This is a genomic window from Paraburkholderia sp. EG286B, from assembly GCF_040965655.1.
Classification (GTDB): Bacteria; Pseudomonadota; Gammaproteobacteria; order Burkholderiales; family Burkholderiaceae; genus Paraburkholderia.
Window position 1 is genome coordinate 92,021 of the sequence record NZ_JBFRCF010000020.1, and the last position, 22,939, is coordinate 114,959.

Sequence of the window (22,939 nt, forward strand, 5' to 3'; positions counted from 1 at the left end):
GCTGCCCGTGCCGGCGGCCCCGCTTTTCGCGAGCCGCCTTTCGACATGACGACACCACAAGACATCATCCGTCGCGACGTGCTCGCGATGACGAGTTACCCCGTGCCCGACGCTTCCGGTTTCGTGAAGCTCGACGCCATGGAGAACCCGTTTGCCCTGCCCGCCGACCTTGCAGCGCAACTGGGCGAACGCCTCGCGGCGGTCGCGCTCAACCGCTATCCCGCGCCGCGCCCCGAGGCGCTGATTGCGAAGCTCAAGCACACGATGCGCGTGCCCGCCGACTGCGACGTGCTGCTCGGCAACGGCTCGGACGAGATCATCAGCATGATCACCTTGGCGTGCGCGAAGCCGGGCGCGAAGGTGCTCGCGCCGGTGCCGGGCTTCGTCATGTACGCGATGTCGGCGAAGTTCGCGCAGCTGGAGTTCGTCGGCGTGCCGCTCAAGACCGACTTCACGCTCGACCTCGAAGCGACGCTCGCGGCGATCGCCGAGCACACGCCCGCCGTGATCTGGCTGGCCTACCCGAACAATCCCACGGGCACGCTGTTCGACGACGCCGACATCGAGCGCGTGATCGCGGCGGCGGAAGCGGCGAAGAGCCTCGTGGTGATCGACGAGGCCTACCAGCCGTTCGCGATGCAAAGCTGGATGCCGCGCGCGGGCGAGTTCGACAACGTGGTCGTGATGCGCACGATGTCGAAGCTCGGGCTCGCGGGCATCCGCCTCGGCTATCTGGCCGGGCGTCCGTCGTGGCTCAACGAGTTCGACAAGGTGCGCCCGCCCTACAACGTGAACGTCCTCACGCAAGCGGCGGCCGATCTGCTGCTCGACCATGTCGACGTGCTCGATGCGCAGGCCGCCGAATTGCGCGCGCAACGTGCGACGCTGGCCGCCGAAGTGGCGAAGCTGCCGGGCGCCGAGGTGTTCGAAAGTGCGGGCAATTTCCTGCTCGTGCGCGTGCCCGACGCGGCGGCGGTTTTTGACACGCTGCTGTCTGCCCGGATTCTGATCAAAAACGTGGGTAAAATGCACCCATTGCTTGCGAACTGCGTGCGCCTGACCGTTGGCACCCCCGACGAAAACGCGCAACTGCTCGCTGCCCTGAAGCTCGTGCTCCGTTAGGCCGATGCTTCGTTCTCCCACTCTCCTGTTACGGGCTGTTTGAAGGAAATTGCCATGCGCGTCGCGCAAGTCGTTCGCAACACCAGCGAAACGCAAATCCGCGTGAAACTCAATCTGGACGGCACCGGCGAGCAAAAGCTCGCGACCGGTGTGCCGTTTCTCGACCACATGCTCGACCAGATCGCACGACACGGTCTGATCGATCTCGAGATCGAGGCGCATGGCGACACGCATATCGACGACCACCATACGGTGGAAGACGTCGGCATCACGCTCGGCCAGGCGGTGGCGCAGGCCATCGGTGACAAGAAGGGCATTCGCCGCTACGGCCACGCCTATGTGCCGCTCGACGAGGCGCTCTCGCGCGTCGTGATCGACTTCTCGGGCCGTCCGGGCCTCGAATTCCACGTGCCGTTCACGCGTGCGCGCATCGGCACGTTCGACGTCGACCTGTCGATCGAGTTTTTCCGCGGCTTCGTGAACCACGCCGGCGTGACGCTGCACATCGACAATCTGCGCGGCCTCAACGCGCACCATCAGATGGAAACCGTGTTCAAGGCATTCGGCCGCGCGCTGCGCCAGGCCGCCGAACTGGATGAACGTCAGGCGGGCAAGATTCCGTCGACGAAGGGCAGCCTCTAAGCGACGCCTTTCACCGACCAGAAGGCGGGCCGCGTTGCGCGCAACCGTGCCGGCGCGTGCCGGAGCAGGACTTCGAGCGCGCCGCGCCGGGGCCGGCCTCCCCATGCGGCGTGCGCGCCACATTAGCCGTTTGGCTTATGGGCTCGCACGCGCCGACTGGCGTACATTGACGGCTTCGAGCAGATCAGGGCACATCGCGGCGCACATGCGCCACATAGCCAAGGGCAAGGCCTTTTGAGCAGGTCGGATTCGAGATGACAACTTCAATTGCGATTGTGGATTATGGAATGGGCAACCTGCGTTCGGTGGCCCAGGCGCTGAGGCAGGCCGCGCCGGAAGCCGACGTGGCCATCGTCGAGCGTCCCGAGGCGATCCGCGCTGCCGACCGCGTGGTGCTGCCGGGGCAGGGCGCGATGCCCGACTGCATGCGCAGCCTCGCCGAATCGGGCCTGCAGGACGCCGTGCTCGAAGCCTCGCGCACGAAGCCGCTCATGGGCGTGTGCGTGGGCGAGCAAATGCTGTTCGACTGGAGCGCGGAAGGCGACACGAAGGGCTTGGGCCTGCTGCCCGGCAAGGTCGTGCGCTTCGACCTGGAAGGCCAGCTGCAGGACGACGGCTCGCGCTTCAAAGTCCCGCAAATGGGCTGGAACCGCGTGCGCCAGGCGCGCGCGCACGCCCTGTGGGACGGCGTGCCCGACGAAAGCTTCTTCTACTTCGTGCACAGCTACTATGTGGTTCCGGCGGATGCGTCGCACACCGTGGGCGAAACGCCGTACGGCGCGGCCTTTACCTCGGCAGTGGCGCGGGATAACATCTTCGCCACCCAATTCCACCCGGAAAAGAGCGCCGCTGCGGGCTTGCGCGTCTATCGCAACTTCGTCCACTGGAACCCCTGATTTCCTGCGGCGCTGACGCTCGCAGCCGCCTTCGCGAGCGCCGCGGCATTAGATTTGCGTCAGCAAGGCCGCCGAAAGAGTTGTACTAAACTAGCGAAACGGCGTCGGATCGGGCCTTTTTTCCGCCGGCGCCGCAGACTTCAACCCCATTCCCAGACACACCCGAAGCTATGCTGCTGATTCCGGCCATCGATCTCAAAGACGGTCACTGCGTGCGCCTCAAACAAGGCGATATGGACCAGGCGACGATTTTCTCCGAGGAACCGGCGGCCATGGCCCGACACTGGGTCGAGCGCGGCGCGCGGCGCCTGCACCTCGTCGACCTCAACGGCGCGTTCGCCGGCAAGCCGAAGAACGAAGACGCGATTCGCGAGATCATCCGCGAAGTCGGCGACGAGATCCCCGTGCAGCTCGGCGGCGGCATCCGCGACCTCGACACCATCGAGCGTTATCTCGACGACGGCCTGTCCTATGTGATCATCGGCACCGCTGCCGTCAAGAATCCGGGCTTCCTTCAGGAAGCGTGCACCGCATTCGGGGGCCATATCATCGTGGGCCTCGACGCGAAAGACGGCAAGGTCGCGACCGACGGCTGGAGCAAGCTCACCGGTCACGAAGTCGTGGACCTCGCGCGCAAGTTCGAGGACTACGGCGTCGAGTCGATCATCTACACCGACATCGGCCGCGACGGCATGCTTCAGGGCATCAACATCGAAGCGACGGTGCGCCTCGCGCGCGCGGTGAAGATTCCGATCATCGCGAGCGGCGGGCTGTCCAACCTCGGCGATATCGACGCACTGTGCGAGGTCGAGGACGAAGGCGTGGAAGGCGTGATCTGCGGCCGCGCGATCTACTCGGGCGACCTCGATTTCGCCGCCGCGCAAACGCGCGCAGACAGCCTGCGCGAATCGGACGACGCGTAAAGCGTCGCATGCCGGCCTCCGTCACTGGAGGCCTTTTGTTTTTGGCGCTGCGCCGCCATCTCCATGGGGACCGGCGCTCGCGCGGGATAATTTCGCCTCAGGGCGCAAGGCACGGCGCAAAGCGCGCGACAATGGGCTGCGCGCCGCGCCCGAAGCGGGGCCGGCAGCCTTCTCGCGAAAGGTGCTCGCCGCACACACACCGACTGGCAACTTCGGCAAGATCATGGCTCTACCCAAACGCATCATCCCCTGCCTCGACGTGACCGCCGGGCGCGTCGTCAAGGGCGTCAATTTCGTCGAGCTGCGCGACGCGGGCGACCCCGTCGAAATCGCGCGCCGCTACGACGACCAGGGCGCCGACGAACTCACGTTCCTCGACATCACCGCGACCTCCGACCAGCGCGACCTGATCCTGCCGATCATCGAGGCGGTGGCTTCGCAGGTCTTCATTCCGCTCACCGTGGGCGGCGGCGTGCGCGCCGTGGCGGACGTGCGGCGCCTGCTCAACGCCGGCGCCGACAAGGTCAGCATGAACTCGTCGGCGGTCGCCAATCCGCAGCTCGTGCGCGATTCCGCCGACAAATACGGCTCGCAGTGCATCGTCGTCGCCATCGACGCGAAGCGGACGTCGGCGCCGGGCGAACCCGCGCGCTGGGAAGTGTTCACGCACGGCGGGCGCAAGGCCACCGGCATCGACGCCGTGGCATGGGCGCGCAAGATGGCCGAACTGGGCGCGGGCGAAATTCTGCTCACGAGCATGGACCGCGACGGCACGAAGAGCGGCTTCGACCTCGACCTCACGTGCGCGGTGTCCGACGCGGTGCCGATTCCCGTGATCGCCTCGGGCGGCGTGGGCGGCCTGCAGGATCTCGCGGACGGCATCGTCAAGGGCCGTGCCGACGCCGTGCTGGCGGCGAGCATCTTCCACTATGGCGAACACACCGTGGGCGAGGCGAAGCGCTTCATGGCCGACCAGGGCATTTCGGTGAGGATGTAACGCGATGAGCAATACTCAAACCGGCAAAGCCGACAACGACCTCGCCAACGCCAACTGGCTCGACAAGGTCAACTGGGACGCCAACGGCCTCGTGCCCGTGATCGCGCAGGAAGCCACCACCGGCGACGTGCTGATGTTCGCGTGGATGAACCGCGAAGCGCTCGCGAAGACGGTCGAGCTGCGCCGCGCCGTGTACTTTTCGCGCTCGCGCCAGCGCCTGTGGTTCAAGGGCGAGGAGTCGGGCCACGTGCAGCACGTGAGCGACATCCGCCTCGACTGCGACGAAGACGTCGTGCTGCTCAAGATCGAGCAGGTCTCGGGCATCGCGTGCCACACGGGCCGCCACTCGTGCTTTTTCCAGCAATTCGAAGGCACCGTCGACGAAGGCCGCTGGGTCGCCGTCGACCCGGTGCTGAAAGACCCCGAACACATCTACAAATGACGCAATTGAACACCAACGACACCTTGCTGCGCCTCGCGGCGGTGATCGACAGCCGCAAGGGCGGGGACCCGGACGCCTCCTACGTCGCGCGCCTGTTTCACAAGGGCGACGACGCGGTGCTCAAGAAGGTCGGCGAAGAGGCGACCGAAGTCGTGCTGGCCGCGAAGGACGTGCGCCAGGGCGGCGCGCCGAAGGCGCTGGTCGGCGAAATGGCCGACCTGTGGTTCCATTGCCTCGTGACGCTCTCGCACTTCGATCTGAGTCCCGCCGACGTGCTCGCGGAACTGGAACGCCGCGAAGGCCTTTCGGGTCTCGAGGAAAAGGCGCTGCGCAAGAGCCGCGAGCGCGAAGAGAACGGCGACTAAGGCTCTACGCTGCGCACAGCGCTCCACAGAGGGAGATGAACGATGTCCACGTCCGGCGACTACCCGCCCCCTTCGTACCGCAACGGCGTCGACGCGGACCGTTTGCGCAGCCTGCGGACGTTCACGCACGTGCTGTACGCGCTCTATGCGGTCTATTGGCTGACCGGCGGCATTTCGGTGCTGGTGGCCATCATCCTGAACTACCTCAAACGCGACGAAGCGCTCGGCACGCCTTATGAGCAGCACTTCACGTGGCAAATCCGCACGTTCTGGCTCGGGCTGGCCGGCCATCTGATCGGCGGCGTGCTCATCTTCGTGCTGGTCGGCATTCCAATACTGTGGGCTGTCGCAATCTGGACGTTGTACCGTATCATCAAAGGCTGGCTGTACTTGTACGACAACAAGCCGCTGCACAACCCGCGCGCCTGGTTCTGAGGGCTTCCGGGGGCGCGTGCGGCTTTGCTCACCAGGAGCACCATGAGTCACGACCGCAGCACCTGTCTCTTCTGCAAGATCGCCGATGGCCATATTCCCAGCACGCGGGTGTACGAGGACGACGAGTTCGTCGCCTTCCGCGACATCCGGCCTGCAGCCGAAACCCACGTCCTCGTGATTCCGCGCCAGCATATTCCCACCCTTGCCGATTGCAGTGAAAACGACGCACTGCTGCTTGGTAGAATGTTTGTATTGGTCGCACGACTCGCCAAAGAGTTGGGCGTCTCGTACACGGGCGGCGAAACCGGGTTTCGCACGGTGGTGAATACGGGGCCGGGCGGCGGGCAGGAGGTCTACCATCTGCACGCGCATTTGCTGGCCGGGCCGCGTCCGTGGCACCGCATGGGCTGAGTGCCGGCGGCGGTGAAAGTCGGTATAAATGACGCATGGCGTGGGTCACACTAAAGCGTCGCGCTAAAGGGTCGCACGCCACGACCATGCAACATCGAACAGGCACAATTTATCGCGTCGCGCACCTCGCGCGGCGGCGGGGTTAAGGAGAGAGTCAATCATGGGTTCGTTGAGCATCTGGCACTGGCTGATCGTCTTGTTGATCGTTGCGCTCGTCTTCGGCACCAAGAAGCTGCGCAATATCGGTAGCGATCTGGGCGGTGCGGTGAAGGGTTTCAAGGAAGGCATGCGCGAGAACGAAGGCGCCGGCGCCGACACGCAAAAGCGCGAACTCCCGGCCGACGGCGGTGCAGTCGACGTCGAAGCCAAGGACAAGACGCAGCGCTCGAACGACTACCGCTAAAACGCGTGGCGGCCGTTTTTTCCGCCGCCACAGGTTTTTCCGCATGTTTCCCGATCGTTTCCATTAAGGCAGCCAAGGCTGACGGAAAACTCCATTCATGCTCGATCTCGGTTTAACCAAGATGGCGCTGATCGGCGTCGTCGCGCTGGTCGTTCTCGGGCCGGAGCGGCTACCGCGGGTCGCTCGCACGGCCGGCGCGCTGTTCGGTCGCGCGCAGCGCTATATCAACGACGTCAAGGCGGAAGTCACGCGCGAGATCGAACTCGACGAGTTGCGCCGCATGAAGACCGAGTTCGAAGCGGCGGCGCAGAACGTCGAGAAGAACGTTCAGGACAATCTGCGCAAGCATGAAACCGAGTTGAACGATGCATGGAACGCGGGCACCTCGGTGTCGCCGAGCATCGCAGGCGGCGCGGATCCTGCCAGCCTGGAAGGCGCCGCCGCCAATGCGGACGGCGTCGCCACGCAATCGGGATGGCGCTCCGGCAACGCGGGCGCAAGCGGCGCGAAGCGCAAGAACTGGCGCGTGAAGCAGGGCGCCGCGCCGGTCTGGTACAAACGCGCCACGCTGCGCCGCACGCGGGTGCAATCGGGCGCTGCGCGCGTGGCGCAGCACACGCCGGCGAGCCTGCGCCGGCCCACGCGGTTCTTCTGAGGCGGATCCGCCTTTGCGCACGACCATTTCCAATAGAGGGCGGTGTGAGCGACCCCCAGCAAAAACTGGAAGAAGGCTCCGAAGAGACCTTCATTTCCCATCTCGTCGAGCTGCGCGACCGCATCATTCGCGCAGGCATCGCCGTGATCGTCGTGTTCGTCGGGCTCGTCTACTGGGCGCCCGACATATTCCGGCTGCTCGCGCGTCCGCTCATGCAGAACCTGCCGCGCGACGGCAAGATGATCGTCACCGACGTGACCGGCTCGTTCTTCGTGCCCATGAAGGTCACGATGCTCGTGGCCTTCGTGATCGCGCTGCCGGTCGTGCTCTACCAGATCTGGGCGTTCGTCGCCCCAGGCCTCTACCAGCACGAAAAGAAGCTCGTCGCGCCGCTCGTGGCGAGCAGCTACACGCTCTTCCTGTGCGGCATGGCGTTCGCGTATTTCGTGGTGTTCCCGACCATCTTCCGCGTGATGGCGCACTACAACGCGCCGCTCGGCGCGGAGATGACGACCGACATCGACAATTACCTGAGCTTCGTGCTCACCATGTTCATTGCGTTCGGCGTGACCTTCGAGGTGCCGATCATCGTCGTGCTGCTCGTGCGCATGGGCGTGGTCACCGTGAAGAAGCTCAAGCAGATCCGGCCCTACGTGATCGTCGGCGCGTTCATCGTCGCGGCCGTGGTGACGCCGCCGGACGTGTTCTCGCAGCTCATTCTCGCGCTGCCGCTCATCCTCCTCTACGAGGCGGGCATCATCGCGGCGCGCATCTTCATCGGCACGGGCGAGAAGAAGGCCGCGGACGAGAGTCAGGCAGCGAGCTAGCCCCGCTGGCTTGGCGGAGAACAGCCGCAGGAAAGCAAAAGGCCGCGAACCCACGTTCGCGGCCTTTTCGTTTTCCGGTTGTGAGTCCGGACGCGGGCAGGGCACGACACCCCGCCTGCGGTGAGATATCAACCGCCGTCGTCGCCCTCGCCGTCTTCCTGGGCCGGCTGCTTTGGCGGCGGCGGGCGCTTGCCGATCAGCACGTCGAGATCCATGTCCTTGTTCTTGCGCACGAGGTGGATCTTCGCGTCGGTGCCCGGCTTGATCTGCGCGATGACGTTCAAAAGGCGCGTGGTGTCGGTGATGGACTCACCGTTCACCGAGGTCAGGACATCGCCGGGCTTGATGCCGGCCTTGTCGGCGGGGCCGCCCTGCAGCACGCCCGCGACGATTGCGCCCGACTTCTCCTTCAGCCCGAACGAGTCGGCGATCTCCGGCGTCACGTCCTGTGGCTCCACGCCGATCCAGCCGCGCGTGACCGAGCCCGAGGTGATGATGCTCTCCAGCACGCTGCGCGCCGTGGAGACGGGAATCGCGAAGCCGATGCCGAGCGAGCCGCCCGAGCGCGAGTAGATGGCCGTGTTGATGCCGAGCAGGTTGCCGTTGACGTCGACGAGCGCGCCGCCGGAGTTGCCCGGATTGATCGGCGCATCGGTCTGGATGAAATTCTCGAACGTGTTGATGCCGAGGTGATTGCGGCCCAGCGCGCTGATGATGCCCATCGTGACCGTCTGGCCCACGCCGAACGGGTTGCCGATGGCGAGCACGACGTCGCCCACGCGCGTCTGGTCCATGCGGCCGAGCGTGATGGTGGGCAGGTTCGGCAGATTGATCTTGAGCACCGCGAGATCGGTTTCCGGATCGATGCCGATCACCTTGGCGTTGGTGGTGCGGCCGTCGGAAAGCGCGATTTCGATCTGGTCCGCGCCGTCGATTACGTGCTGGTTCGTTAGAATGTAACCGTCCGGACTGACAATGACGCCCGAACCGAGGTTGGCCGCAGGCTGCTCCTGCTGCTTCTGGTTTTTGTTGCGGTCGCCGAAGAAGTAGCGAAATAGCGGATCGTTCTGGCGAGGATCGGGCGGCAGCGACCCATCCTTGCTCGAGAACACGTTGACGACCGCGGGCATGGCCTTCTGGGCGGCGTCCGCATAGGAGCCCTGGGCGGCGCCTCCACCGATGCCTGGCGCGACTTCCCGCAGTGCGACGATCGGTTCGGCAAGCTGCTTGCCGAACTGCCCCTGGTGCTGCAGCCACTGCGGTTTGAGCGTGGCGATGATGAACATCAACGCCAGCAGGACCGTCACCGCCTGGGCGAAGAACAGCCAAAAGCGTCTAAGCATCTGAAGATTAGAGGATTATATGGATCGGATCGAACTGGAATTGTATCTGAACAATCTTCTGGAATCCGCGCGGTTCAAGGACTACTGCCCCAATGGCCTGCAGGTCGAAGGGCGGCGGCGCGTGGAGAAGATCGCCACGGGCGTGACGGCCTCGCTCGCCTTCCTTGAAGCCGCGCTCGAATGGGGCGCCGACGCGGTGCTCGTGCATCACGGTTACTTCTGGAAGAACGAAGCACCGCAAATTACGGGCCGCAAATACCGGCGCCTGAAGACGCTGCTCGCGAACGATATCAACCTGTTCGCCTACCATCTGCCGCTCGACTGCCATCCTGAACTGGGCAATAACGCGCAGTTGGGCGCCCGCTTCGGCTGGATCGGCGAACAACGCTTCGGCGACCAGGATCTTGGCTGGATGGCGACGCTGCCCATGCCGATCACGCTCGCGCACTTTACGGCCGAGGTCGAACAGACGCTCGGCCGCACGCCGCTCGTGCTCGGCGACCCCGACTGGCAGCTGCGCCGCGTGGCCTGGTGCACGGGCGCGGCGCAAAGTCTCTTCGACGCCGCGATCGAAGCCGGCGCCGACGTCTTCCTCACCGGCGAGATCTCCGAGCCGATCACGCACACGTCCGCGGAAAGCGGCGTGGCGTTCCTCGCCGCGGGCCACCACGCGACCGAGCGCTTCGGTGTGCAGGCGGTGGGCGCGCACCTCTCGGAAGCCTTCAATATCGAGCATCTTTTCATCGATATCGACAATCCCGTCTGATTGCGTATTCAGCGCAAATTGTCGTGGCGCAGCATCGATTTATTCATGAGGCATTTACAAACTGAAAAGAAAGTGGCCCTCTTTTCTGCGGGAAAACCCCGAGATATCAAGGACTTCCGAGGCTTTTTCGAGAACGCCCCTTGTAAATGCCAACTCCATTCGAGCAAACTAGCGTTCGGCAGCACCGCGGGTAAGCTGGCGTGACGGAAAAATCCAACTCAGAAGTGGGGCGATGTGATGCGAGACAACGAGAATGACCGCGTCGATGGCAGCCGCCGAACCTGGCTGATTGCGACGTCCGTAGCAGGTGGCATTGGAGGCGTGGCCACTGTCGTACCTTTCGTAGGGTCCTTTGCACCATCCGAAAAAGCCCGCGCCGCTGGCGCGCCCGTCGAAGCCGATATCACGAATCTGCAGCCCGGCTCGATGATGACCGTGGCCTGGCGCGGCAAGCCCGTGTGGATCCTGAACCGCACGGATCGCATGATGGCCGACGTGAAGAAGGCCGATCCCGATCTGGCCGACCCGAACTCCGAGCACCCGTTCTCGATGCCGATGCCGGAGTACTGCATGAACGAATTCCGTTCGCGCGCCGAGCATCAGAACATTCTCGTGGCGGTTGCCGTTTGCACCCATCTGGGCTGCACGCCGACGCCGCGCTTCCAGGAAGGCCCGCAGCCGAACCTGCCCGACAGCTGGCCGGGCGGCTTCCTGTGCCCGTGCCACGGCTCCACCTACGATCTCTCCGGCCGCGTGTTCAGGAACAAGCCGGCGCCGCAGAACCTCGACATTCCCCGCTACATGTTCGCGTCCCCGACGCAGATCGTGATCGGCAAGGACGAAAAAGGAGAAGCGTGATGGCGACGGGAACCGAAAAGGACGTGGTGGAAACGACCGGGCTGCAAGGCTGGATCGACAAGCGCTTCCCGATGACCGCGAGCTGGCGCGCGCACGCTTCCGAGTACTACGCGCCGAAGAACTTCAACTTCTGGTACTTCTTCGGCTCGCTCGCGCTGCTCGTGCTGGTGAACCAGATCATCACCGGCATTTTCCTCACCATGAACTACAAGCCCGATGCGACGCTCGCGTTCGCATCGGTCGAGTACATCATGCGCGAGGTGCCGTGGGGCTGGCTCATCCGCTACATGCACTCCACGGGCGCTTCGATGTTCTTCGTGGTCGTGTACCTGCACATGTTCCGCGGGCTGCTGTACGGCTCGTACCGCAAGCCGCGCGAACTCGTGTGGATCTTCGGCTGCGCGATCTTCCTGTGCCTGATGGCGGAGGCGTTCTTCGGCTACCTGCTGCCCTGGGGCCAGATGTCGTTCTGGGGCGCCCAGGTGATCGTGAACCTGTTCTCGGCGATTCCCTTCATCGGCCCGGACCTCTCGCTGTGGATTCGCGGCGACTACGTGGTGTCGGACGTCACGCTGAACCGCTTCTTCGCGTTCCACGTGATCGCCATTCCGCTGGTGCTGGTCGGGCTCGTGATCTGTCACATCATCGCGCTGCACGAAGTGGGCTCGAACAATCCGGACGGCATCGAGATCAAGGCGAAGAAGGACGCGAACGGCGTGCCGCTCGACGGCATCCCGTTCCATCCGTACTACTCGGTGCACGACTTCATGGGCGTGTGCATCTTCCTGATGATCTTCGCGGCGATCGTGTTCTTCGCGCCGGAGATGGGCGGCTACTTCCTCGAATCGAACAACTTCGTGCCGGCCAACCCGCTGCAGACACCGCCCGAAATCGCGCCGGTCTGGTACTTCACGGCGTTCTACGCGATGCTGCGCGCCACCACCGACCCGTTCAAGATCGTGTTGATGATCGTGATCGCGCTGCTCGGGCTGCTCGCGCTCGTGCGCGCGCGCGGCAAATGGCGCGCCGGGCTGCCGCTGCTGGCGGTGCTCGTGATTCTCGCGATGTACTTCACCGAGTCGAAGTTCTGGGGCGTGGTGGTGATGGGCACGGCGGTGATCTCGCTCTTCTTCCTGCCGTGGCTCGACCGCTCGCCGGTGAAGTCGATCCGCTACCGGCCGCTGTTCCACAAGGTGTTTCTCGGCATCTTCGTGGTGGCGTTCCTGACGCTCGCGTTCCTCGGCACGAAGCCGCCATCGCCGGCGGCCACGCTGATCGCCCAGATCTGCGCGCTCGTCTATTTCGCTTTCTTCCTCGGCATGCCGTTCTGGACGCCGCTTGGCACTTTCAAGCAGCCGCCCGAGCGCGTGCGGTTCAAGCCCCATTAATTGACGAGCGAGGAAGATATGACGAAAAGAACTCTTTTTTCGACGCTCGCGAAGGTGAGCGTACGAACTGCCGGCGTCCGGGCCGGCTTGGCCGCGCTGGCGCTCTCATGCGTCTTTGGGGTCGGATCTGTCGCAGCGCAGGAAAACATTCCGCTCGACCGCGCTCCCGATAACGGCGAAAATCTTGCTTCGCTGCAACACGGCGCCAAATTGTTTGTAAACTATTGTCTGAATTGCCATAGTGCGAACTTGATGCGCTACAGCCGGTTGCAGGTTCTCGGCATTCCGCAGAAGCAAATCGAAGATAATCTGTTGTTTACGACCGACAAGGTCGGCAACACGATGTCCATCGCGATGCGCCCGGACGACGCGAAGGCGTGGTTCGGCGTGGCGCCGCCGGACCTCTCCGTGGAAGCGCGGGCGAAAGGGCGCGACTGGCTGTACACGTACCTGCGCAGCTTCTACCGCGACGACACGCGGCCGACCGGCTGGAACAATCTGGTGTTCGAAAACGTGAGCATGCCGCACGTGCTGTGGCAGTTGCAGGGCATCCGCACGGCGAAGTTCGAGGACACGACGGACGAGGAAACCGGGGAAAAGGTCCGTCGCTTTGCGGGGTTCCAGCAGGTCACGCCCGGAACGCTCTCGCCGGTGGATTATGATGCCGACGTGGCCGACCTGGTGGCGTACCTCGGCTGGATGGCCGAACCCGAGCAGAAAACCCGCAGGCAGCTTGGCGTGTGGGTGCTCCTGTTCCTCGGCGTCTTGAGCTTTTTCGCGTGGCGATTGAACGCTGCGTACTGGAAAGATATCAAATAGGCACGTCCTGACCGACGTGGGGCCGGTGCGACGAGATGCCGTCTGACGGTTCAGGGACCGTCAGACGGTTTTTTCGCCCGCTGGCCTTTTGGGTTTATTGAGGAAATGTAAATCATGATGGTTCTGTACTCCGGCACTACCTGCCCGTTCTCCCAGCGCTGCCGGCTGGTGTTGTTCGAAAAGGGCATGGACTTCGAAATCCGCGACGTCGACCTGTTCAACAAACCGGAAGACATCGCCGTGATGAATCCGTACGGTCAGGTGCCGATTCTGGTCGAGCGCGACCTGATTCTGTACGAGTCGAACATCATCAACGAGTACATCGACGAGCGCTTCCCGCATCCGCAGCTGATGCCGGCCGACCCGGTCCAGCGCGCCCGCGCGCGTCTGTTCCTGCTCAACTTCGAGAAGGAACTGTTCGTGCACGTAAGCACGCTCGAAAACGAGAAGGGCAAGGCCGCCGAGAAGAACCACGAGAAGGCGCGCCTCGCGATCCGCGACCGCCTCACGCAGCTCGCGCCGATCTTCCTGAAGAACAAGTACATGCTGGGCGAAGAGTTTTCGATGCTCGACGTCGCCATCGCGCCGCTGCTGTGGCGCCTCGACCACTACGGCATCGAGCTGTCGAAGAATGCCGCGCCGCTCATGAAGTACGCCGAGCGCATTTTCAGCCGTCCGGCGTACATCGAAGCGCTGACGCCGTCTGAAAAGGTCATGCGTCGTTAAGCAGTATCCTGGCGGTTGCAGGTAACAGAGGCGGCGTGCACAGCGTGGGTGTGGATGCCGCCTCGTGAAAGGATTGTTGATGCAAGAGATTTCCACCAAGCCGTATTTGCTGCGCGCGCTGTACGAGTGGTGCACCGACAACGGCTTCACGCCGCATATCGCGGTGCGGGTCGACAACCGCACGCGGGTGCCACGCCAGTTCGTGCGTGACGGCGAGATCGTGCTGAACATCAGCTTCGAGGCGACGAGCCAGCTGCAGATGGGCAACGAGATGATCGAGTTCCACGCGCGCTTCTCGGGCAAGTCGCACAAGATCGAGGTACCGGTGTCGAACGTGCTCGCGATCTACGCGCGCGAGAACGGCCAGGGCATGGCGTTCCCCGTCGAGTCTCCGCCCGGCGACGCCGACGACGTGCTGTCCTCCGAGGACCACGAGGAAGCCGAAGCGCATGAGGCGCACGCAGTGCGCGACGAGCCCGCCGAGGAACCCGCTGCGCCGCTCGCGCCGGTTGCGCCGGTTGCGACGCGCGCCGCCGACAAGGATGACGAAGGCGGCAACAAGGGCGGCAAGGGCCACCTCAAGATCGTTAAATGAAGTAGAATAGCGGGCTACGCCGGCTTAGCTCATCTGGTAGAGCAGTTGATTTGTAATCATCAGGTGGCGGGTTCGAGTCCTGCAGCCGGCACCATATTCGAAGCAATGCGTCAAGACAAAGGGTTACGTGAATCTCACGTAACCCTTTGTGCTTTCTGCGCCCCTTTCCCCCAGATTCCTCACTCCGCCCATTCCGGATCGCTCGTGAACATGATCGTGAGCCAGCGGTGCGACTCGTCCCCGCCGATGGCCCGGCCGATTTCGTCGCGGATCGCATCCCATTCGGCGATGCGCTTTGCCGGCATGTCGGGCGGCACGACGAAATACAGCTCGATCTCGCGGGAGCGGCCCACTTTCGCGACATAAGCGCGGTAATACTCGAAGGCGTAGCGCTCGACGAAGCGTTTCGCGACGGCATCGACATGCTGCTTGAGATCCGCGGGCGCCACGAGCAAGACGTCCAGCAACGCCTGGCGGATTTCCGCGAGCGGAATCGGGATGATCACGACGCACACCACCACGAGCGCCGCCGGGTCGACATAGGGCGTGAAGCGTTGCCACGCCGTTCCCTGAATCGCATAGCCGACGCTGAAGGCGACGAGGAGCGCCGCCGTGATGCCCGCGGACATGATCCACGACTTGATGTCGAGGCGGAGGAAATCCGAGTGGATCCGGCGGTTCGCGCGCGATTCGAACACCGCCATCGCCACGCAGGCACTGACGGTGAGCACGGAGTAGACGAGTGCAGGACCGAAGTGCAGCTCGTGGCCGCCGGAGAGCAGGTTGGTGGCGCCGTTGATCAGCGCGTAGACGGCCACGCCCACGAGCAGCGTGCTGTTGAGCCCGAGCACCATGGGTTCGAGATGCCAGAAGCCCATGGTGAAGCGCTCGCGCCATTTGCGCGGCAGGTCGACGTTGACCGCGTAGGAGGTGATCAGGCGCACGACGGCGAGCGCGAGCGCGCTCATGCTCGCGTCGACGAGCGAATAAACGCCGTCGAACACAATCGAAAACGAGCCGGAAATCAAGCCGAACAGAATGCCGATGAGAGCGATCACCAACGTCGTGGCGATCGATAGCGTCAGCACACTGCTCTCGTCGGAAGCACTGAAGAGGCGAAGCCGTTCCATGATGTCTGCCCTGCGCGAGGATGAGCAAGACTAGCCGACTCGCCGGGACGCCGTCGCTGCGCTGCGCGCTCAGCTTGCCTCGCGCGCCAGGGAGCCGGCGCGGCCTTCCACGAGGTCGATCTCCTGTGGCGACAGGCCAAATGCCGCGTAGAGGCGTCGATCGATCTCGCGCGCGATGCCGTCCACTTCGGCGGCGTCGCTGCCGGACTGCCCGGCGCGCAGCAAGCGGGTCACGCAGTCGGCCACTTCGCTGCGCACCGAAGCGCCGCCCGGCACGGGCAAGGCGTCGATCATCGCTGTCGTGAATGCCACGCCGCCGTTGTAGCTCGACGCGCCGTACTTCGCGCGGATCAGGAACAGCGAGAGCGGGCAATTGAGCAACGCCGCCGCGAACTTCAGCAGATTCTCGTCGTCCGCGCGCAGGATCAGCGTGGTCTTGCCGGGGATCGTGTCGCCAGCGAGATCGAGCGTCGCGTCGAGCCGTGTGAGGCCTTTCACGATCACCTTTTTCGCCCTGGCTTTCGCGCCGTAGCCGTTCGTGAACGTCGACGCGAAACGCTTGCGCTCGACCACGGGCGCCGCGTAGCGCCGTCCGAGATAGGTCATCGGTTTGCTGCGCCAGCGCGAGACATAGCGCCCGAGCGTGCCGGTGTTCACCACACGGTAGTGACGGTCCGGCTGGAAGCGGCCATCGGCCGCCTCGACGAGAGGCGCGAGCCGGTAGGCGTCCGATGTCGCACAGGCGTTTTCGCACGGCAGCAGCGAACCGAGTGTCGCGTGCGCACGGGCGAACCGCTGCACGAACGCGGCGTGCGGCGAGAGCAAGGCGTCGAGCGGCCATGGCGTCGCGAGCGTGCGTTTGTCGGTTTGCGCCAGCTCGGTGAGCGTCTCGCCGTCCATGCGCGCGGTCGCGATGGCGGGCGTGCCGGACTCGCGAAAGAGCGTGATGATCGAATCCACGCGCGCCTGCTCGAACACGTCGCGCCCGAGCCTGACGATGCGTTCGATCTTGTCCAGATGCCGTGCGCGCAACGCATTGCCGAAGGGCTTCGAGAGCCACTTGTCGGGCGTGAGATATGCCATCGCGCCGCCGGGCTTCAGGAGCGCGAGGCCCAGTTCCATGAACACGATGTAGAGATCCCAGTTGCCTCGCGCGCTCGGCCAGCGCCGCGCCAGCCGCTCACGCAGCGCGCGCTGGCCCTGGTTGATCATTCGCTCGGAGTCGATATAGGGCGGGTTCGCGATGACGGCGTCGAAGCGCTCGAAGTCGCCTTGGTCGGTGAGGAGTTCGGCGAATTCGATGCGCCATTCGAACGCCTCGGCTTCTTCGGCCGGCGTGTCGGCCTGGTGGTTCGCGAGGGCGTTGTGCAACGTGTCGCGCAGTTGCGCGCCTCGGGCGATTTCGGCGCGCCTCGCGGCTGCTGTGGCTGTCGCCCGCAGTCTAGCCGCGCTGGCGCGATAGTTCGCCACTGGCTCAGCGTAGCCGCGTAGCGGCGTATCGAAGTCGAAACGGCTGAGCGTCGCATTGCCTGCTTTGAGGTTGGTCTCGAGGTTCGGCAGCGTAGCGGTGAAATCCGCGTGTTCGAGCAGTTCGATCCACAGCCGCAAGCGCGCCATGCCGACCGAATCCGGCTTGATATCCACACCGAAAAGCGAGTGCTCGACGATGTCCCGCTTGACGCGAAAGAGCGCGGCTTCGATCTTGCGGATGGTCGTGCCATTGCGCTCGCGGGTGAGCGGCTCGCCATTTGCGTGCCTGACGCACAGCCGGTCCGCGGTGACGTCGATGCGGCAAGCGCCGAGCGCTTCGCGGTCCTGCGCGTTCAGCAAGCCGAGGCGCACTTTCAGCGCGAGCAACTCGTTGAGCGCCGAAACGAGCAGATGCCCCGAGCCCACGGCGGGATCGCAGATGCGCAGCGAGTCCAGAATCGCGCGCGCTTCGTCGCGGTTTTCGATCGAGTCGCCGATCAGTTCGGATAGCTGATCGATGTTCGTGCAGTGCCAGCCCCTGGCGCGATTCAGGCGATTGAGCGCCGCTTCGGTGATGGCGGGACGGGCGAGCTGCATCGCGACGCTGCCCGGCGTGTACCAGGCGCCGTCGCGGTAGCCGTTGAGCTTTTCGAAGACGAGCCCGAGCGAGGCGGCGTCGAGGCAAGGCCTGTTCGCCGCACCGGGTTCTCGCGCGATTAAACCGGCGGAGAAGTCGAACGCCGCGAGAAAATCGAGCAGATACGCAAGCGTGTGCCGCTCTCCGTTCGCATCGGGGAGCACGGTCGCCGTGAAAAGCGGCAGCGTGGCGCGATCGTCGAGCGCGCTCATGCCGAGCAGGCTACGGTCCAGGTCTTGCGGCGCGAAAAGCGCACCGTCGAAGCGGGGAAGGTGAGCGAAGCGAGCCGGCGGCGTGTCGTCACCGGCGCCGAGTACGGCGTCGCACAGCGCGTCGAGATCGCTGAACGAGCGGATCTGCTGGGCGTTCAGGAACGCGTAGGCCGCATCGCCGCCATGGAGCATCAGCAGACGCGTTTCGAGCACCTTGAGAAAAACGAGGCGGCTGATCCATGCGATGCAAAGCCGAAGCGCGAGTTCGAAGTGGTCGGCCTCCGGCGCCTCGCTCTGGCGCTCTCCCTCGCGGGCGGCCAGGCGCGACAGCGCGTGTTCGAGCAGCGCGCCGGGCAAACGATCGTGCGGCGCGAGTCGCGCGACGGTGCGTCTCACGCCGGAAACGCTCTCCCGCAACCCGACGATATGCAGCAGTTCGGCGTAAAAGCCTTCGTCGAGCCCACCTCCGGCGCCGGCGCGGCGAGTGCGCGGTTTGCGCGCGCGGCGGGTCTGCTGGGTGGTTTGTGGCATGGTCTCGAGCGGGTGGGCGTGGCCTGGCGGGGCGCAGTCGGCGCACATTTTACTGCCGGGCGCGTGCGTTTCGTCCTACACCGTCTGGCCGAGTCGACGCGTCCGCCCGTCTGAGCGATCATCGTTGCGATGGCGAAACGGCGGAACGCGCCGCATCGCTCTGCTATATGATGGCGCCCCGCGGCGCCCACCCGCGGGCCCGGTACGAATCGACGAACTGGCCCGCCGCACCGAATATCCGACTATGACTGAACATCCCACTCTCACCTGGCCCGACACCGAAGGCCCGCGCACGGTGCGCTGGCGCTCCGAGGCTGGCGTGCCGGCGCCCAAACGCGTGGTCATCGCCGACGATCGCACGACCGCGGACGCAGCGTACCGCCTTGCCTGCGAAGGCACCGCGCTGCTGTGGCACGGCGACTATCAGAACGCGCGTCAACTGCTGCAGGCCATGGCGCGCCGTGCCGAGCGCAAACCGCGCAAGGGTGCGCCCAAGGCGCCAGCCTCACCGCTCGAAGCGTTTCATCTGCATCGCCAGGCGCAGGCGCAGCGCGCCCGCACGCTCGGCATGGTGCTGATTCCACTCGAAGGCGACTACGGCATCAACCTGCGCCGCGCACCCGACGTCCGGCTCGCGTGCGAAGAGGCGTGGGGCGCGGCCGATGGCGAAGCGTCCGTGGTGTCGCTGCGTGAAATTCTCGGCGTGGTCGGCGCACACGAATGGCGCAAGAAGGGCGTCGAGATCGCGGCGCTGAACGGGGCGCGCATTCATCCGTACTACGGCGTGTTCTCGCCGGTGCGCGGCGAATACGTCGATCTCGTCGCGCGCACGCCGCTGCCGTCGCTCGAAAAGGCCTTCGACATCGGCACGGGCACGGGCGTGCTCGCCGCCGTGCTCGCCTCGCGCGGCGTGAAGCGCGTGGTCGCGACCGATCAGGACTTCCGCGCGCTGGCCTGCGCGAACGAGAACCTTGACCGCCTTGGCTACGCCGCTCAGGTCGAGGTCGTCGAGGCGGATCTGTTCCCGCCGGGGCGCGCGCCGCTCATTGTCTGCAATCCGCCGTGGGTGCCGGCGCGGCCCGCATCGCCCATCGAGTACGCCGTGTTCGATCCCGAGAACCGCATGCTGCTCGGCTTTCTCGGCGGCCTCAAGGATCATCTCGAACCGGGCGGCGAGGGGTGGCTGATTCTGTCCGATTTCGCGGAGCATCTCGGGCTGCGCACGCGCGAATCGCTCATCGAGATGATCGTGCAGGCAGGACTCGAAGTCGTGGGTCGGGAGGACATTCGGCCGCGGCACCCGAAAGCGTCGGATCCCACCGATCCGCTCTATCGTGCGCGCGCAGCCGAACTGACGTCGCTGTGGCGCCTCAAGGTGCGCGCAGCGTGAACCGGCGGCGGGAAAAAGCGTTGGCAAAAAAGAAGAAGCCGGGCCGCTAACGGCCCGCGTGGGTGTCGAGTATCGACGTCGGCGGCCTGGCTGCCACGCCGGGTGTGCGTCAGATTTACATCGGCTTCACCCCGGATAGGCCTCGTCGACCTTCAGGCCTGCCAGCTTGAAAATCACGCGCAGCGTTTGTGGCTTGATATCGCGGCGCGACGCCAGCGCCGACATCACGAAATCGAGCACCTTCGCGTACTTCAGCAGAATCAGGCAGGTCTCGAGATCCGAAGGGCCGTCGCGCATGCTTTCCGCGACCCGCAGCATCTCCACCGAGATCTCGCGCGCCATTTCCAGCTCCAGTTGCTGCTTTTCCGTCCAGTCGGGAACCGTGACGAGTTTCGTAAGCAGTTCCTGGAATTTTTGCTCTGCGTTTCCGTCAGGTATCGTATTCATTGCATGCCCCATGCAAGGCCGTACAGCGTCGAGCGCTCTTCGCGCAGCGAGGACTGCGCCAGCCTGATTCATCGCAACCGGCACTCCCGGTGCGACCTCCCAATGCGCGCCTGTCGATTCGTTGCCGGCCGGTCGCGCTGCGTTTTGGTCCTTTTTTGGGCATCGGGGACGAAAATCCTCGTGTCTCTTCTATTCAACCCCTCCCTCCTGTCCGCACGTGGGTCAGCGTGCCTGGACGCTATTACGACACTGGCCGCTCTTATGGGTTCGGCAGCCTGGACTCGCTTTTTTCGTAAAATGACAGAATTACTGCAACCCGTCTGTCGCCTGTCGCACGTTTCGCGACATACCACGCCTTTCATCCGATCACGCCGATGTCCAGCAAGACTTACGAAGTCCGTCCGAACCAGTCTGTCGAACTCCTCAAGGAGCTCCACATCCTGACGCGCGACGGCAAGATGAACCAGGACAGCCGCCGCAAGCTGAAGCAGGTTTATCACCTGTTCCAGTTCATCGAGCCGCTGCTCAAGGACCTCAAGCAGGATGGCCGCGACGTGACCCTCGTCGATCACGGTGCGGGCAAGTCCTATCTGGGCTTTATTCTCTACGACCTGTTCTTCAAGGATCAGCGCGACAGGTCACACATCTATGGCATTGAGACGCGCGACGAGCTTGTGCAGCACTCGCAGGAGCTGGCCAAACGGCTGGGCTTCGGCGGGATGTCGTTCCTGAACCTGTCGGTAGCCGATTCGATCGCCTCGCCGCAACTGCCGCCGACCGTCGATATGGTGACCGCGCTGCATGCCTGCGACACCGCCACCGACGACGCCCTGCGCTTCGCACTCAAGAAGCACGCGCGCTACATCGTGGTCGTGCCGTGCTGCCAGGCCGAAGTGGCGGGGGTGCTGCGTCGCAACAAGGGCAAGTCGCTCGGCCAGGCGCTCACGGAGATCTGGCGCCATCCGCTACATACGCGCGAATTCGGCAGCCAGATCACCAACGTGCTGCGCTGCCTGCAACTCGAGGCGCATGGCTATCAGGTGAGCGTGACGGAACTGGTGGGCTGGGAGCATTCGATGAAGAACGAACTCATCATCGCCCAGTACAAGGATTTGCCGCGGCGCCGTCCGGCGGCGCGGCTCAACGAGATTCTCGAAACGTTCGGGCTGGCGGACCTGCGCGAGCGCTTTTTCGCCGACGAGGGCGAGGCGGCCTCCGAAGCGGCAACCGAAAGCTGAATTTGTGGGCCGCGCGGCGTCAGTCGCGCTTGCTCATCCAGTCTTGCCAACCGTCGAAGCCGAGCTTGCGCAGCGTTTCCTGGTTGCGTTCGTAGATGTCGGCGGCGTCGGGGAATGCCTCGACTGCACGCTCGATGCTCGCTTCCCGCAGCAGATGCAGGATCGGATACGGCGCGCGGTTCGTGTAGTTCTCGATGTCCTCGGGCTCGGTGCCCTCGAACTGGAATTGCGGGTGAAAGCTCGCGACCTGAAGCGTGCCTTCCAGCCGCAGCTGCTGCACGAGGCGCTCGGCAAACCAGCTCGCGTCATTGAAATCGGCAAAGTCGGCCAGCGCGCGGGGCAGGATCAGGAGCGTCGTGTCGATATCCGCGGCATCGGCCTGAGCCAGCGTTTGCAATTCGCGTTCGAGATCGGTGAGGACCCCTTCCAGATCAGTCGCCTCGCTGATCACGTAGCGAATCTGGTCCTTCACGTGCACGCTTTTCGCGAACGGGCAGAGGTTCAGGCCGATTACGGCGCGCGTGAGCCAGTGGCGGGTCGCTTCGAGAATGGCGGCGTGGTCGGGGGACAGAGCAGCGGTTTCGTTCATCGTGTCATTTTACGGGCGGCTAGCGCCCGGGGCATGCCGCCTCGATCAACAGCTTCGCCATGCGCGGCGCCGCGAGAATCGCGCCGCATCCCGGGCCGTAAGTCTGGCTTGCGGCATAGACGCCTTCGACTAGCAGCGCGAGTTCCTCGGCGAGCGCGACCGCATCGTTGGCTCCCGCTTCCTGTGCGAGCGCGGTGAGCCGCGCCATGAGGCGCGTCTTGTTGTTGTCGACGCTGCGTCGCGCGGGGTGGGTGGCGTCGGGAAATTCGGTTGCGACGTTGACGAACGGGCAGCCGCGATAGTCCGGCACCGAGGCGCGGCGCGCGAGGTCCTCGAAATACTGCACCAACTGCTTCGCCGGCTCGCCCGGATGCTTCGCGAGACTTTCGTCGAATCGCTCGAAAAAGCGCACGTCGCAGCGCTGCAGGTAGGCGACGACGAGATCGTCCTTCGACGAAAACTGCCGGTACAGGCTCATCTTGTTGACGCCGGCGCGCTCGACCACCGCCTCGATGCCGACCGCGCGCACGCCCTCGCGGTAAAACAGCTCGTCGGCGGCGCGCAGCAGGTGCTCTTGCGCGCGTGCGCCAGCCGTCTGCGCGCGGGGGCGGGGCGTGCGGGCAGCGGCGGTGGCGGTTTCGTCGTGGCCTTCGTGTTTCATGAGGGCATCTCGCGATCAGGG

General features: G+C 64.5%; 26 protein-coding genes and 1 tRNA gene. 21 read left to right on the forward strand and 6 right to left on the reverse strand.

Going from position 1 to position 22,939, the window contains the following annotated elements; genetic code table 11:
• Positions 1 to 45 precede the first annotated feature (45 nt).
• The 12 genes from hisC (at position 46) to tatC (ending at position 8,118) form a co-directional block, all read left to right on the forward strand.
• The gene (hisC, locus tag AB4Y42_RS33235) at positions 46 to 1,122 is read left to right on the forward strand and encodes a histidinol-phosphate transaminase (RefSeq protein WP_368696507.1); all 1,077 of its coding nucleotides are present in this window, start codon (positions 46 to 48) and stop codon (positions 1,120 to 1,122) included.
• Positions 1,123 to 1,176: 54 nt separating this feature from the next.
• Positions 1,177 to 1,764: an imidazoleglycerol-phosphate dehydratase HisB gene (gene hisB / locus AB4Y42_RS33240; RefSeq protein ID WP_133186218.1), complete on the forward strand. Its 588-nt coding sequence runs from the start codon at positions 1,177 to 1,179 to the stop codon at positions 1,762 to 1,764.
• Between the two features lie 254 nt (positions 1,765 to 2,018).
• Positions 2,019 to 2,660, forward strand: a complete 642-nt coding sequence (gene hisH, locus AB4Y42_RS33245; RefSeq protein ID WP_368691458.1) for an imidazole glycerol phosphate synthase subunit HisH — start codon at positions 2,019 to 2,021, stop codon at positions 2,658 to 2,660.
• A gap of 170 nt (positions 2,661 to 2,830) precedes the next feature.
• Positions 2,831 to 3,583, forward strand: a complete 753-nt coding sequence (gene hisA, locus AB4Y42_RS33250; RefSeq protein WP_069268257.1) for a 1-(5-phosphoribosyl)-5-[(5-phosphoribosylamino)methylideneamino]imidazole-4-carboxamide isomerase — start codon at positions 2,831 to 2,833, stop codon at positions 3,581 to 3,583.
• Positions 3,584 to 3,806: 223 nt separating this feature from the next.
• Positions 3,807 to 4,580, forward strand: a complete 774-nt coding sequence (hisF, locus tag AB4Y42_RS33255; RefSeq protein WP_368691459.1) for an imidazole glycerol phosphate synthase subunit HisF — start codon at positions 3,807 to 3,809, stop codon at positions 4,578 to 4,580.
• Between the two features lie 4 nt (positions 4,581 to 4,584).
• Positions 4,585 to 5,022 (forward strand): phosphoribosyl-AMP cyclohydrolase, encoded by a 438-nt coding sequence (gene hisI, locus AB4Y42_RS33260; protein WP_368691460.1) that lies wholly within the window; start codon positions 4,585 to 4,587, stop codon positions 5,020 to 5,022.
• The gene (locus tag AB4Y42_RS33265; RefSeq protein WP_110388464.1) at positions 5,019 to 5,387 is read left to right on the forward strand and encodes a phosphoribosyl-ATP diphosphatase; all 369 of its coding nucleotides are present in this window, start codon (positions 5,019 to 5,021) and stop codon (positions 5,385 to 5,387) included. Before hisI ends, AB4Y42_RS33265 begins: the two co-directional genes overlap by 4 nt.
• 42 nt (positions 5,388 to 5,429) lie before the next feature.
• Positions 5,430 to 5,822: a membrane protein gene (locus AB4Y42_RS33270; RefSeq protein ID WP_028206579.1), complete on the forward strand. Its 393-nt coding sequence runs from the start codon at positions 5,430 to 5,432 to the stop codon at positions 5,820 to 5,822.
• Between the two features lie 42 nt (positions 5,823 to 5,864).
• The gene (locus tag AB4Y42_RS33275) at positions 5,865 to 6,233 is read left to right on the forward strand and encodes a histidine triad nucleotide-binding protein (protein WP_368691461.1); all 369 of its coding nucleotides are present in this window, start codon (positions 5,865 to 5,867) and stop codon (positions 6,231 to 6,233) included.
• 160 nt (positions 6,234 to 6,393) lie between these two features.
• A complete protein-coding gene (tatA, locus tag AB4Y42_RS33280; RefSeq protein ID WP_342924276.1) occupies positions 6,394 to 6,636 on the forward strand; it encodes a Sec-independent protein translocase subunit TatA in 243 nt (80 codons plus the stop codon).
• Between the two features lie 97 nt (positions 6,637 to 6,733).
• Positions 6,734 to 7,291 (forward strand): Sec-independent protein translocase protein TatB, encoded by a 558-nt coding sequence (tatB, locus tag AB4Y42_RS33285; RefSeq protein WP_368691462.1) that lies wholly within the window; start codon positions 6,734 to 6,736, stop codon positions 7,289 to 7,291.
• A gap of 44 nt (positions 7,292 to 7,335) precedes the next feature.
• The gene (gene tatC / locus AB4Y42_RS33290) at positions 7,336 to 8,118 is read left to right on the forward strand and encodes a twin-arginine translocase subunit TatC (RefSeq protein ID WP_368696508.1); all 783 of its coding nucleotides are present in this window, start codon (positions 7,336 to 7,338) and stop codon (positions 8,116 to 8,118) included.
• Between the two features lie 128 nt (positions 8,119 to 8,246).
• Here tatC and AB4Y42_RS33295 read toward each other — a convergent pair whose 3' ends face one another.
• Positions 8,247 to 9,461: a Do family serine endopeptidase gene (locus AB4Y42_RS33295; RefSeq protein WP_368691464.1), complete on the reverse strand. Its 1,215-nt coding sequence runs from the start codon at positions 9,459 to 9,461 to the stop codon at positions 8,247 to 8,249.
• Between the two features lie 19 nt (positions 9,462 to 9,480).
• On the opposite strand from AB4Y42_RS33295, the gene AB4Y42_RS33300 reads away from it, so the two are divergent.
• The 7 genes from AB4Y42_RS33300 to AB4Y42_RS33330 all read left to right on the forward strand — a co-directional run bounded on the left by AB4Y42_RS33300 (position 9,481) and on the right by AB4Y42_RS33330 (position 14,707).
• Entirely contained in the window at positions 9,481 to 10,227 is a 747-nt protein-coding gene (locus AB4Y42_RS33300) for a Nif3-like dinuclear metal center hexameric protein (RefSeq protein WP_368691465.1), read from the forward strand.
• Positions 10,228 to 10,464: 237 nt separating this feature from the next.
• Positions 10,465 to 11,085, forward strand: coding sequence for a ubiquinol-cytochrome c reductase iron-sulfur subunit (petA, locus tag AB4Y42_RS33305; protein ID WP_368691466.1), 621 nt, complete (start codon positions 10,465 to 10,467; stop codon positions 11,083 to 11,085).
• Entirely contained in the window at positions 11,085 to 12,473 is a 1,389-nt protein-coding gene (locus AB4Y42_RS33310) for a cytochrome bc complex cytochrome b subunit (protein WP_368696509.1), read from the forward strand. Before petA ends, AB4Y42_RS33310 begins: the two co-directional genes overlap by 1 nt.
• An 18-nt stretch (positions 12,474 to 12,491) precedes the next feature.
• Positions 12,492 to 13,292, forward strand: coding sequence for a cytochrome c1 (locus AB4Y42_RS33315; RefSeq protein WP_368696510.1), 801 nt, complete (start codon positions 12,492 to 12,494; stop codon positions 13,290 to 13,292).
• Between the two features lie 114 nt (positions 13,293 to 13,406).
• On the forward strand, positions 13,407 to 14,018 hold the full coding sequence (locus AB4Y42_RS33320; protein WP_027797364.1) for a glutathione S-transferase N-terminal domain-containing protein: 612 nt from the start codon (positions 13,407 to 13,409) through the stop codon (positions 14,016 to 14,018).
• 79 nt (positions 14,019 to 14,097) lie between these two features.
• Positions 14,098 to 14,613, forward strand: a complete 516-nt coding sequence (locus AB4Y42_RS33325; protein ID WP_368691469.1) for a ClpXP protease specificity-enhancing factor — start codon at positions 14,098 to 14,100, stop codon at positions 14,611 to 14,613.
• 18 nt (positions 14,614 to 14,631) lie between these two features.
• Positions 14,632 to 14,707, forward strand: a tRNA-Thr gene (locus AB4Y42_RS33330).
• Between the two features lie 85 nt (positions 14,708 to 14,792).
• Here AB4Y42_RS33330 and AB4Y42_RS33335 read toward each other — a convergent pair.
• Both AB4Y42_RS33335 and AB4Y42_RS33340 read right to left on the reverse strand, forming a co-directional pair.
• Positions 14,793 to 15,743 carry a cation diffusion facilitator family transporter gene (locus AB4Y42_RS33335; protein WP_368696511.1) on the reverse strand — a complete coding sequence of 317 codons (951 nt, stop codon included), beginning with the start codon at positions 15,741 to 15,743 and terminating at the stop codon, positions 14,793 to 14,795.
• A gap of 69 nt (positions 15,744 to 15,812) precedes the next feature.
• Positions 15,813 to 18,593: an N-6 DNA methylase gene (locus AB4Y42_RS33340; RefSeq protein WP_368696512.1), complete on the reverse strand. Its 2,781-nt coding sequence runs from the start codon at positions 18,591 to 18,593 to the stop codon at positions 15,813 to 15,815.
• Between the two features lie 244 nt (positions 18,594 to 18,837).
• Here AB4Y42_RS33340 and AB4Y42_RS33345 point away from each other — a divergent pair, with 244 nt between their 5' ends.
• A complete protein-coding gene (locus tag AB4Y42_RS33345; RefSeq protein WP_368691472.1) occupies positions 18,838 to 19,983 on the forward strand; it encodes a methyltransferase in 1,146 nt (381 codons plus the stop codon).
• A 126-nt stretch (positions 19,984 to 20,109) separates the two neighbouring features.
• Here the strand turns inward: AB4Y42_RS33345 and AB4Y42_RS33350 are convergent, their stop codons facing one another.
• Positions 20,110 to 20,430, reverse strand: coding sequence for a DNA-binding protein (locus AB4Y42_RS33350; protein ID WP_368691473.1), 321 nt, complete (start codon positions 20,428 to 20,430; stop codon positions 20,110 to 20,112).
• Positions 20,431 to 20,804: 374 nt separating this feature from the next.
• Between AB4Y42_RS33350 and AB4Y42_RS33355 the strand changes: the two genes are divergently transcribed.
• A complete protein-coding gene (locus AB4Y42_RS33355) occupies positions 20,805 to 21,668 on the forward strand; it encodes an SAM-dependent methyltransferase (protein ID WP_368691474.1) in 864 nt (287 codons plus the stop codon).
• Between the two features lie 19 nt (positions 21,669 to 21,687).
• Here the strand turns inward: AB4Y42_RS33355 and AB4Y42_RS33360 are convergent, their stop codons facing one another.
• Both AB4Y42_RS33360 and AB4Y42_RS33365 read right to left on the reverse strand, forming a co-directional pair.
• Positions 21,688 to 22,257 (reverse strand): DUF1415 domain-containing protein, encoded by a 570-nt coding sequence (locus AB4Y42_RS33360; protein WP_368696513.1) that lies wholly within the window; start codon positions 22,255 to 22,257, stop codon positions 21,688 to 21,690.
• A 19-nt stretch (positions 22,258 to 22,276) separates the two neighbouring features.
• Positions 22,277 to 22,918: a TetR/AcrR family transcriptional regulator gene (locus AB4Y42_RS33365; protein WP_368691476.1), complete on the reverse strand. Its 642-nt coding sequence runs from the start codon at positions 22,916 to 22,918 to the stop codon at positions 22,277 to 22,279.
• Between the last annotated feature and the right edge of the window lie 21 nt (positions 22,919 to 22,939).

Excerpts from the sequence above, each read along its gene's own strand:
- hisC (WP_368696507.1), top strand. The coding sequence starts at position 46 with ATGACGACACCACAAGACATCATCCGTCGCGACGTGCTCGCGATGACG.
- hisB (WP_133186218.1), top strand. The coding sequence starts at position 1,177 with ATGCGCGTCGCGCAAGTCGTTCGCAACACCAGCGAAACGCAAATCCGC.
- hisH (WP_368691458.1), top strand. The coding sequence starts at position 2,019 with ATGACAACTTCAATTGCGATTGTGGATTATGGAATGGGCAACCTGCGT.
- hisA (WP_069268257.1), top strand. The coding sequence starts at position 2,831 with ATGCTGCTGATTCCGGCCATCGATCTCAAAGACGGTCACTGCGTGCGC.
- hisF (WP_368691459.1), top strand. The coding sequence starts at position 3,807 with ATGGCTCTACCCAAACGCATCATCCCCTGCCTCGACGTGACCGCCGGG.
- hisI (WP_368691460.1), top strand. The coding sequence starts at position 4,585 with ATGAGCAATACTCAAACCGGCAAAGCCGACAACGACCTCGCCAACGCC.
- AB4Y42_RS33265 (WP_110388464.1), top strand. The coding sequence starts at position 5,019 with ATGACGCAATTGAACACCAACGACACCTTGCTGCGCCTCGCGGCGGTG.
- AB4Y42_RS33270 (WP_028206579.1), top strand. The coding sequence starts at position 5,430 with ATGTCCACGTCCGGCGACTACCCGCCCCCTTCGTACCGCAACGGCGTC.
- AB4Y42_RS33275 (WP_368691461.1), top strand. The coding sequence starts at position 5,865 with ATGAGTCACGACCGCAGCACCTGTCTCTTCTGCAAGATCGCCGATGGC.
- tatA (WP_342924276.1), top strand. The coding sequence starts at position 6,394 with ATGGGTTCGTTGAGCATCTGGCACTGGCTGATCGTCTTGTTGATCGTT.
- tatB (WP_368691462.1), top strand. The coding sequence starts at position 6,734 with ATGCTCGATCTCGGTTTAACCAAGATGGCGCTGATCGGCGTCGTCGCG.
- AB4Y42_RS33295 (WP_368691464.1), bottom strand. The coding sequence starts at position 9,461 with ATGCTTAGACGCTTTTGGCTGTTCTTCGCCCAGGCGGTGACGGTCCTG.
- AB4Y42_RS33300 (WP_368691465.1), top strand. The coding sequence starts at position 9,481 with ATGGATCGGATCGAACTGGAATTGTATCTGAACAATCTTCTGGAATCC.
- petA (WP_368691466.1), top strand. The coding sequence starts at position 10,465 with ATGCGAGACAACGAGAATGACCGCGTCGATGGCAGCCGCCGAACCTGG.
- AB4Y42_RS33310 (WP_368696509.1), top strand. The coding sequence starts at position 11,085 with ATGGCGACGGGAACCGAAAAGGACGTGGTGGAAACGACCGGGCTGCAA.
- AB4Y42_RS33315 (WP_368696510.1), top strand. The coding sequence starts at position 12,492 with ATGACGAAAAGAACTCTTTTTTCGACGCTCGCGAAGGTGAGCGTACGA.
- AB4Y42_RS33320 (WP_027797364.1), top strand. The coding sequence starts at position 13,407 with ATGATGGTTCTGTACTCCGGCACTACCTGCCCGTTCTCCCAGCGCTGC.
- AB4Y42_RS33325 (WP_368691469.1), top strand. The coding sequence starts at position 14,098 with ATGCAAGAGATTTCCACCAAGCCGTATTTGCTGCGCGCGCTGTACGAG.
- AB4Y42_RS33335 (WP_368696511.1), bottom strand. The coding sequence starts at position 15,743 with ATGGAACGGCTTCGCCTCTTCAGTGCTTCCGACGAGAGCAGTGTGCTG.
- AB4Y42_RS33340 (WP_368696512.1), bottom strand. The coding sequence starts at position 18,593 with ATGCCACAAACCACCCAGCAGACCCGCCGCGCGCGCAAACCGCGCACT.
- AB4Y42_RS33345 (WP_368691472.1), top strand. The coding sequence starts at position 18,838 with ATGACTGAACATCCCACTCTCACCTGGCCCGACACCGAAGGCCCGCGC.
- AB4Y42_RS33350 (WP_368691473.1), bottom strand. The coding sequence starts at position 20,430 with ATGAATACGATACCTGACGGAAACGCAGAGCAAAAATTCCAGGAACTG.
- AB4Y42_RS33355 (WP_368691474.1), top strand. The coding sequence starts at position 20,805 with ATGTCCAGCAAGACTTACGAAGTCCGTCCGAACCAGTCTGTCGAACTC.
- AB4Y42_RS33360 (WP_368696513.1), bottom strand. The coding sequence starts at position 22,257 with ATGAACGAAACCGCTGCTCTGTCCCCCGACCACGCCGCCATTCTCGAA.
- AB4Y42_RS33365 (WP_368691476.1), bottom strand. The coding sequence starts at position 22,918 with ATGAAACACGAAGGCCACGACGAAACCGCCACCGCCGCTGCCCGCACG.